The sequence below is a fragment of the Micromonospora sp. NPDC049114 genome, assembly GCF_040648635.1.
In the GTDB taxonomy this organism is placed as follows: domain Bacteria; phylum Actinomycetota; class Actinomycetes; order Mycobacteriales; family Micromonosporaceae; genus Micromonospora.
Genome location: NZ_JBEZEA010000018.1, coordinates 104,104 through 112,473 on the forward strand (window position 1 = coordinate 104,104; position 8,370 = coordinate 112,473).

Genomic DNA, 8,370 nt, shown 5'->3' on the forward strand with positions numbered 1-8,370 from the left:
GATCAGCTGCCGGAGGATCCGACGTGAACGGTGCGATTACCTGTCACGCCGCGATCAGGCGAGCCGGAGGTCCACGAACGGCACGGTGTCACCGGGCAGGACGTACCGCTCGATCTCGATGAAGCCGTGCTGTCGGGCGAACCGCAGGCCGTCGTCGTTGGAGGCCAGCACGACAGTGTCGATGACCTGTGCGCCCAGATCGCGTGCCCTCGCCAGCCCTCGCTGGTAGACCTGCTCCCCGTAGCCGCGCCGGCGATGTCCCGGCAGAACCCGTGCGATCACGGTCGCCACCGCCGCGTCGGATTCCGGGGGTCGTACCGTCGAGCACCCCACCAGCGAGCCCCCGACGTACGCGACCTCGAGGATGTTCCGCTGGGCGCGGACGACGATCTCGTCGACCGACAGCGCGGCCGTGGGGATGATCAGATTGTGGATGTACTGCCAGTCGAGCAGGGCTGCTTCGTTACCTACCGATTGCACCGGCCTGAACTGAAGGTCTGACACGGCCCCAGGCTAGTCACCGGACGCAGGCCGGGCAGGTGCCGAAGATTTCCAGGGTGTGGCTGACGTCGGCGTAGCCGTGCTGCGCGGCGACCCGGTCGGCCCAGCTCTCCACGGCAGGGCCGGCCACCTCGACCGTACGCCCGCAGGCCCGGCAGACCAGGTGGTGGTGGTGCCCTTCGCTGCACCGGCGGTAGAGGTGCTCGCCGCCCGGCGGGCGCATCACGTCGATCTCGCCCGCGTCGGCCAGCCCTTGCAGGGTGCGGTAGACAGTCGTGAGGCCGACCCGTTCACCGCGTTGCCGGAGCATCGCGTGCAGGTCCTGGGCGCTGTGGAAGCCCTCCATCTCGCCCAGCAGCGCGCTCACCGCCGAACGCTGCCGGGTGTTGCGCACCGCGGCGCCGCTCTCGCTCATGATCCCTCCCCGGCGTGGCTGACCGCGTCCGCCACGATGTGCGCGACGTGCTCGTCGACGAGGCTGTACGCGATTTCCCGGCCCCGGCGGGAGCCCCGCACCACGCCCGCGCCGCGCAGCACCCGCAGGTGCTGGGACACCAGCGGCTGTGCCGCGCCCAGCTTCTCCACCAGCTCGTGCACGCACCGCTCGCCGCCGGCCAGCTCGCTGACGATGGCCAGCCGGATGGGCGCCGACAGGGCCCGGAGCAACTCGCTGGCTCCGTCGAAACCCTCGTAGCCTGTTGCGCTGGTCATCTTGCAACGGTAACCAATACCACCGACATCCGCCGATCAGGCTCAGTGCAGGACCACCTCGTGTGGTTCCGGCGCCGGTACGGGGGTCGGTGCGGTGCGGCGGCGCACCGCCCGCCAGAGAGCGCCAGCCACGGCCACCACCAGGAACGAGGCGATCGCCAGCAGCACCACCGAGGCGCCGGGCGGGGTGTCGGCGGTGGCCGCCACCCAGACGCCGGAACCGGCGGCGAAGAACCCGAGCGCCATCGCGGCGGTCATCGTGCTGCGAAAGCCCCGGGTGACCTGCTGGGCGGTGGCCACCGGAACCACCATCAGCGCGCTGATCAGCAGCACCCCGACGGCCCGCATCGCGATGGTCACCGTGACCGCGGTGGTGACGGCTATCAGCAGGTTGAGGGTGCGTACCGGCAGGCCGGACACGCGGGCGTACTCCTCGTCGTGGCTGATCGCGAAGAGCGCGGGCCGCAGCACGATCATGGTGATCAGGATCGCCGCGCCGAGCACTCCGACGGTGATCAGGTCGGCCATCGAGGTGGAGAGCAGCGACCCGAAGAGGTAGGCGTTGAGGTTGGCGCTTGTCGCGTCCGAGAGGCCGACCAGCAGTACGCCGCCGGCGATGCCGCCGTAGAAGAGCAGCGCCAAGGCCAGGTCACCGGACGTCCGCCCGCGAGCGCGGACCACCTCGATGGCGACCGCGCCGACCGTGGCGACGATCACCGCCACCAGCACCGGCGAGCGGTTGAGGAGCAGGCCGGCGCCGACGCCTGTCAACGCCACGTGGCCGATGCCGTCGCCGATCAGCGTCAGTCGGCGCTGCACCAGGTAGATGCCGAGCGCCGGCGCGGCCAGGCCGATCACCAGCGCGCCGATCAGGGCGCGCTGCATGTAGGGGTACTGGAAGAGTTCCATGGTCAGTTGCTCCACAGCCCGGCGGGCTCGTCGGGACCGTGCGGGTGCACGTGGTCGTGGTCGGGCTCCGCGTGGTGGCCGGCCGGGTCCGGAACCGGACCGTCGTGACAGACGCCGCCCTGGTGGACGACTACCGCCCGGCTGATCACCGGTCGCAGCGGGCCCAACTCGTGTGCCACCAGCAGCACCGTCCCGCCGTCGGCGACGAAGTCGCGCAGCGCGCCCGCGAACGCCTCCTGGCTGGCCGCGTCCACCCCGGCGGTGGGTTCGTCGAGGATCAGCAGCTCCGGCCGGCCGGACAGCGCACGGGCGATCAGGGTGCGCTGCTGCTGACCGCCGGAGAGGGTGGACACCGGGTCGGCAGCCCGGTCGGCGAGCCCCACCGCGCGCAGGGCCGCGTCGACGGCGGCCCGGTCGGCCGCGCCGGGTGGGCGCAGGATCCCCCGGCGGGCGAGTCGGCCGGACGCCACCACCTCGCGGACGGTGGCGGGCACGCCTCCGCCGGCGCCGAGGCGCTGCGGGACGTACCCGATGCGCTGCCACTGGCGGAACTGGCGCAACGGCCGGTCGAAGAGGGTGATCGAGCCGGCGCTGAACGGCACCAGGCCGAGGATCGCGCGGATCAGCGTGGACTTGCCGGAGCCGTTGGCGCCGAGCACGGCGACCACCTCCCCGGCGGTCACGGTGAGCGAGACGTCCCGGAGCACCGGGCGGCCGTCGTAGCCGACCGCGCCGTGCTCGACGGTGATGACGGGAGTGCTCACGAGCAGCTCAACGCCGTCCGCAGGGTCTGCAGGTTGGTACGCATGACCGAAAGGTAGTCCGAGCCGCTGCCTGCGGCGAGTCCTTCGATCGGGTCGAGCACCGCGGTCTTCGCGCCGACCTGGCCGGCGATGGTCTCGGCGACCTTCGGGCTGACCAGCGCCTCGAAGAAGATCGTGCTGGCGTGGTGCGCCTTCGCGTCCTCGATGACCCGGGCGAGCCGCTGCGGCGAGGGCTCGACGTCCGGGCTCAGCCCGGTGATGCCTACCTGTTCGAGCCGGTAGCGGTCGGCCAGGTAGCCGAACGCGGTGTGGCTGGTCACGATCTCCCGCCGCTGGCAGGTCGCGAGGCCCTGGGTGAACTCGCCGTCGAGGGCCGTCAGATCGGCGCGCAGAGCCGTGGCCCGGGCGGTGTAGTCGGCGGCGTGGTCGGGGTCGACCTCGCCGAGCCGCTGGGCGAGCTGGTCGCCGATGGCGGCGAGCCGGGTCGGGTCGAGCCAGACGTGCGGGTCCTTGGCGTGCGCGTGCTGCTCCTCGCCCTGCTCTTCCTCGCCCTCGTGGTTGTGGCCGCCGGCACTCGCGTCCAACAGCGGCTGCACGCCTGCCACGTCGAACACCGGGGCGTCGTCGTCCTGCGCGACAGTCTCGTCCACCGCGGGCTGGAAGCCCTTCAGGTAGACGATCAGCTCGGCCTCGGTGACCTGACCGACCTGGCGGGGGCTCAGCTCCAGGTCGTGCGGCTCGGCGCCCGGCTTGGCCAGGTTGGTCACGTGGACGGCGTCACCGCCGATGCGCTCGGCGAGAAACTGGAGTGGGTAGAACGCGGCCACCACGTCGACCCGTTGGGGATCGGCGCCGGCCGCGCCGCCGGTGGAGCAGCCGGCGACGGCGCCCAGGGCGAGCAGGGCGGTCGCGGCGGCCAGGACGCGGGACGTGGTGCGGTTGGTCATGTCCCCAACTGTCCGTGGTAACGACAATGATTGTCAAAAACGCATGCTTGCATGTCAGAGCAGCTTCGCCAGGCCCACCGTGATCAGGAGAGTCAGCATCAGCAGCCGGATCAGCCGCGTCTGCGGCGCCTGAACCGACCAGGTGGTCGCCAACAGGGCGATCAGGGCGGCGGCGAGGGCCAGCGTCAGCAGAGCGCCGACCACCCCCGGCGTGAAGAACGCCACCAGCACCACCACCAGGGTGAGCAGGAACACCGACGTCGGGTTCGCCCCGGCCAACCGGGCCAGCAGAGGGCGCTGCGTACGCTGCATCCCACAGACTCTACGAGGAGGAACCCCCGGTGCTGGTGACCAACCGGTTCGTGGTCGACGTCGATGTCGCCGACGGCTTCACCGAACGGGCGCACGCCGCCCTCACCGCGCTGGCCGCCTGCCCCGGCTACCTGCGCGGCCAACTGGTCCGGGCCCTGGACGATCCCCGGTACTGGACGCTGCTCACCGAGTGGGAGTCGGTAGGCACCTACCGGCGGGCGCTCGGCGCCTTCGAAGTCAAGGTCAGCGCGGTGCCGTTGCTCGCCCAGTCGGTCGACGAGCCGTCCGCGTACGAGGCGCTGGCCACTGCCGCGCCCGGGGGAGCCGTGGTGGTAGCCGAGAGTGATCGGGCCGCTGGTCCTTACCGCTGAGCCGCCGGGCACTACCCTGCTCCTATGACCGCACCCGCCCCGCCGCCCGGTCCCGGTGTGGCTCCGCCGTTCGCCGCGCCGCCCACCGAGGGCCGCCGGACCCGGCTCTGGATCGGCCTCGGCGTCGGCGCCCTCGCCGTGCTGCTCTGCTGCGGCGGCGGAGGCACGGCAGTCGTCGGCCTGGCCGTGAGCGGCGTGCAGGCGGTACGCGAGCAGGGCCGCACGGTGACCGGCGACTACTACCAGGCGCTCGTCGAGCGAAACTACGGCCGGGCGTACGACCAGCTCTGCGACGACGCGCAGCGGCGCGAGTCCCGCCCCGAGTTCGAGCGGCGGGCAGCCGCCGAGCCGCAGGTCACCGCGTTCCGGGTGGGTGAGGTGGACACCACCAACCTGACGGTCCCGGTCGACGTGACCCTCGACGGCGGCGACCGGGAGCGGCAGCAGGTCAGCCTGGGCCAGGACGGTCAGACCGGCGGCATGGAGGTCTGCGGGGTGAGCTGACCCGCCACCGGTATTCTGCTGGGCTCGGGACGCCGGTGGTCGTACCGTTGGCCCGAACCGACCGATCCATCCACATCTCGCCCCCGCCGACCGCCAGCCGGCGTAGGAGGAAACATGCCAGCCGACCGTATCGACGCCGTCGTCAGCCTCGCCAAGCGCCGAGGCTTCGTCTTCCCCTCCAGCGAGATCTACGGAGGCACCCGATCGGCGTGGGACTACGGTCCGCTCGGCGTGGAGCTGAAGGAGAACGTCCGCCGGCAGTGGTGGAAGACCATGGTCCAGCAGCGCGACGACGTCGTCGGCCTCGACTCCGCCGTGATCCTGGCCCGCAAGGTGTGGGAGGCGTCCGGCCACATCGCCGAGTTCGTCGACCCGCTCACCGAGTGCCAGTTCTGCCACAAGCGGTTCCGGGCCGACCACATCGAGGAGGCGTACGAGGCCAAGCACGGCCACGCGCCCACCTCGCTCGCCGAGGTCAACTGCCCCAACTGCGGCAACAAGGGCACCTTCACCGAGCCGAAGATGTTCAACGGCCTGATGAAGACGTACCTGGGCCCGGTGGAGAGCGACGAGGGGCTGCACTACCTGCGCCCGGAGACCGCGCAGGGCATCTTCGTCAACTACAAGAACGTCGAGACGGTCGCCCGCAAGAAGCCGCCGTTCGGCATCGCGCAGACCGGCAAGTCGTTCCGCAACGAGATCACCCCGGGCAACTTCATCTTCCGGACCCGCGAGTTCGAGCAGATGGAGATGGAGTTCTTCGTCGAGCCGGGCACCGACGAAGAGTGGCACGAGTACTGGCTCCAGGAGCGCTGGAACTGGTACCTCGACCTCGGGCTCTCGGCGGACAACCTGCGCCTGTACGAGCACCCTGCCGAGAAGCTCTCGCACTACTCGAAGCGCACTGTCGACATCGAGTACCGCTTCCAGTTCGGCGGCACCGAGTTCGCCGAGCTGGAGGGTGTCGCCAACCGCACCGACTTCGACCTCTCCACGCACAGCAAGCACTCCGGCGTCGACCTGTCGTACTTCGACCAGACCAAGGGCGAGCGCTGGATGCCGTACGTCATCGAGCCGGCCGCGGGTCTGACCCGCGCGGTGCTCGCCTTCCTGCTGGAGGCGTACGACGAGGACGAGGCGCCGAACACCAAGGGCGGCGTGGACAAGCGCACCGTGATGCGGTTCGACCCGCGGCTCGCCCCGGTGAAGGTGGCAGTGCTGCCGCTGTCGCGTAACGAGGCGCTGTCGCCCAAGGCCAAGGACCTCGCCGCGCTGCTGCGCAAGCGCTGGGTGGTCGAGTTCGACGACTCGCAGGCGATCGGCCGCCGCTACCGCCGGCAGGACGAGATCGGCACCCCGTTCTGCGTGACAGTCGACTTCGACACGCTTGACGACAACGCCGTGACGGTGCGGAACCGGGACACCATGGGCCAGGAGCGCGTCTCGCTGGACCAGGTCGAGCGCTACCTGATCGAGCGCCTCCCCGGCTGCTGAGACACCTGGCACGGGGCCCCGGCCGACGCGGAAAGCGCCGGTCGGGGCCCCGTACACTTGTGCGGTGACCGCCTCGACCGTTCCCGTGCTGCGCCCGTTGGCCCTCGGGCCGTACCAGGTGTCGCCACCGGTGGTGCTCGCGCCGATGGCAGGCATCACGAACGTCGGGTTCCGCCGGCTCTGCCGCGAGCAGGGCGGCGGCATCTACGTCTGCGAGATGATCACGACCCGTGCTCTTGTCGAGCGCAACCCGAAGACGCTCCGCATGATCGCGTTCGGCGACGACGAGCAGCCGCGCAGCCTCCAGCTCTACGGCACCGACCCGGAGGTCACCGCCGCCGCCGTGCGGATCGTCGTCGAGCGCAACCTGGCCGACCACATCGACCTCAACTTCGGCTGCCCGGTCCCCAAGGTCACCCGGCGGGGCGGCGGAGCGGCGCTCCCGTGGCGACGCCGGCTCTTCGCCCGCCTGGTGCGGGCCGCGGTGGACGCCGCCGCACCCTCCGGAGTGCCGGTCACCGTGAAGATGCGCAAGGGCATCGACGACGACCACCTGACGTACGTCGAAGCGGGGCTCGCCGCCCAGGACGCCGGCGTCGCCGCGGTGGCCCTGCACGGGCGTACGGCCGCGCAGCGCTACTCGGGCACCGCCGACTGGGACGCGATCGCCACCCTGAAGCAGGCCCTCGACGTGCCGGTCCTCGGCAACGGCGACATCTGGGAGGCCGACGACGCGCTCCGGATGGTCGCGCACACCGGGGTCGACGGCGTGGTGATCGGTCGGGGCTGCCTCGGCCGGCCGTGGCTCTTCGCCGACCTGGAGGCCGCCTTCACCGGCCGGCCCGAACGGCGTCTGCCCACCCTCGGCGAGGTGGCGGTGACGATGCGCCGGCACGCCGAACTGCTCGTCGACCAGTTCGTGGCCGGCGCCCGCAACCCCGCGCGGGGTGAGCGCGACGGCTGCACCGACTTCCGCAAGCACGTCGCCTGGTACCTGAAGGGCTTCCCCGTGGGCGGCGAGCTGCGCCGGTCGCTGGCGATGATCGAGAGCCTGGCCCAACTCGACGACCTGCTCGGCAAGCTCGACCCGGCGGAGCCGTTCCCGGTGGCCGCCCTGGGTCAGCCGCGCGGGCGTACCAACTCGCCGGGCAAGGTCTCCCTCCCGGACGGCTGGCTGGCCAGCCGCGACGACGACACCGTCCCCGAGGGCGCCGAGATGGACGACTCCGGCGGCTGACCCGCACGGGCTCGGCCGCACGGGCTGGGCGGCACGGGCTGGGCGGCACGGGCTGCGCCGTGGCCGTGAGTGGCCTACCGGCTGGGCCGCATGGGCTGGGCCGCATGGGGGCTGGACCGCACGGGCTGCGCCGTGGCCGCGAGTGGCCTACCGGTTGGGCCGCACGGGCTGCGTCGCACGGGCTGGGCCGTGGCCGCGGGTGGCCTACCGAAGCCCCGGCCGGGCCATGCGCCACGAGCCGCCGGTCGTGCGTGCCGACGCTGGCGCTGATGTGGCTCCGATGGCCAAGGGGGACTTCCCTACCCGCGGCCGCCTCGGGTCGGCTCGGTCGTCCAACCGTAACGCCGCAGATCTTGGACAGTTTCCGTTAGCGCTAACGGAAACTGTCCAAGATCTGCTCATGCCCTGGGTAAGTGGGCTGAGGAACCGGGCCGTTCGGCGCGGGGCGGAGGCGCGCTTCGCGCCCGAATGACCCCCGGGCACACCGAAAGGGCCGGACCCCACGATCGGGGTCCGGCCCTTGTTGGTTGGTGTGTTGGTGTGTGGGTCAGCTGGTGGCGTAGCCGCGGGTGGCGATCCAGTCGGCGAGGTGGTCGACGGTGACCTGGTAGGAGGCGGTG

General features: G+C 71.5%; 11 protein-coding genes. 4 read left to right on the forward strand and 7 right to left on the reverse strand.

Annotated elements, in window-relative coordinates; all coding sequences use genetic code 11:
- Positions 1-54: 54 nt before the first annotated feature.
- From AB0B39_RS30955 to AB0B39_RS30985, 7 genes are read right to left on the reverse strand one after another with little or no spacing between them, the layout of a single operon-like run.
- A complete protein-coding gene (locus AB0B39_RS30955; protein ID WP_357576063.1) occupies positions 55-504 on the reverse strand; it encodes a GNAT family N-acetyltransferase in 450 nt (149 codons plus the stop codon).
- A gap of 13 nt (positions 505-517) precedes the next feature.
- Positions 518-916: a Fur family transcriptional regulator gene (locus AB0B39_RS30960; RefSeq protein WP_203150761.1), complete on the reverse strand. Its 399-nt coding sequence runs from the start codon at positions 914-916 to the stop codon at positions 518-520.
- A complete protein-coding gene (locus AB0B39_RS30965; RefSeq protein WP_007463903.1) occupies positions 913-1,212 on the reverse strand; it encodes a metalloregulator ArsR/SmtB family transcription factor in 300 nt (99 codons plus the stop codon). Before AB0B39_RS30965 ends, AB0B39_RS30960 begins: the two co-directional genes overlap by 4 nt.
- Before the next feature lie 42 nt (positions 1,213-1,254).
- On the reverse strand, positions 1,255-2,121 hold the full coding sequence (locus AB0B39_RS30970) for a metal ABC transporter permease (protein ID WP_357498452.1): 867 nt from the start codon (positions 2,119-2,121) through the stop codon (positions 1,255-1,257).
- A 2-nt stretch (positions 2,122-2,123) separates the two neighbouring features.
- The gene (locus AB0B39_RS30975) at positions 2,124-2,885 is read right to left on the reverse strand and encodes a metal ABC transporter ATP-binding protein (protein ID WP_357576064.1); all 762 of its coding nucleotides are present in this window, start codon (positions 2,883-2,885) and stop codon (positions 2,124-2,126) included.
- Positions 2,882-3,832 (reverse strand): metal ABC transporter substrate-binding protein, encoded by a 951-nt coding sequence (locus tag AB0B39_RS30980; protein WP_357576065.1) that lies wholly within the window; start codon positions 3,830-3,832, stop codon positions 2,882-2,884. The genes AB0B39_RS30975 and AB0B39_RS30980 overlap by 4 nt, the downstream gene beginning before the upstream one ends.
- 54 nt (positions 3,833-3,886) lie before the next feature.
- Positions 3,887-4,144, reverse strand: a complete 258-nt coding sequence (locus AB0B39_RS30985) for a hypothetical protein (RefSeq protein ID WP_234587274.1) — start codon at positions 4,142-4,144, stop codon at positions 3,887-3,889.
- Between the two features lie 29 nt (positions 4,145-4,173).
- Between AB0B39_RS30985 and AB0B39_RS30990 the strand changes: the two genes are divergently transcribed.
- The 4 genes from AB0B39_RS30990 to dusB all read left to right on the forward strand — a co-directional run bounded on the left by AB0B39_RS30990 (position 4,174) and on the right by dusB (position 7,750).
- Positions 4,174-4,515 carry an antibiotic biosynthesis monooxygenase gene (locus AB0B39_RS30990; RefSeq protein WP_357498456.1) on the forward strand — a complete coding sequence of 114 codons (342 nt, stop codon included), beginning with the start codon at positions 4,174-4,176 and terminating at the stop codon, positions 4,513-4,515.
- 24 nt (positions 4,516-4,539) lie between these two features.
- Entirely contained in the window at positions 4,540-5,019 is a 480-nt protein-coding gene (locus tag AB0B39_RS30995) for a hypothetical protein (RefSeq protein ID WP_234587280.1), read from the forward strand.
- 114 nt (positions 5,020-5,133) lie between these two features.
- Entirely contained in the window at positions 5,134-6,513 is a 1,380-nt protein-coding gene (locus tag AB0B39_RS31000) for a glycine--tRNA ligase (protein WP_357498458.1), read from the forward strand.
- A 64-nt stretch (positions 6,514-6,577) separates the two neighbouring features.
- Entirely contained in the window at positions 6,578-7,750 is a 1,173-nt protein-coding gene (gene dusB, locus AB0B39_RS31005; protein WP_357576066.1) for a tRNA dihydrouridine synthase DusB, read from the forward strand.
- Positions 7,751-8,370 lie beyond the last annotated feature (620 nt).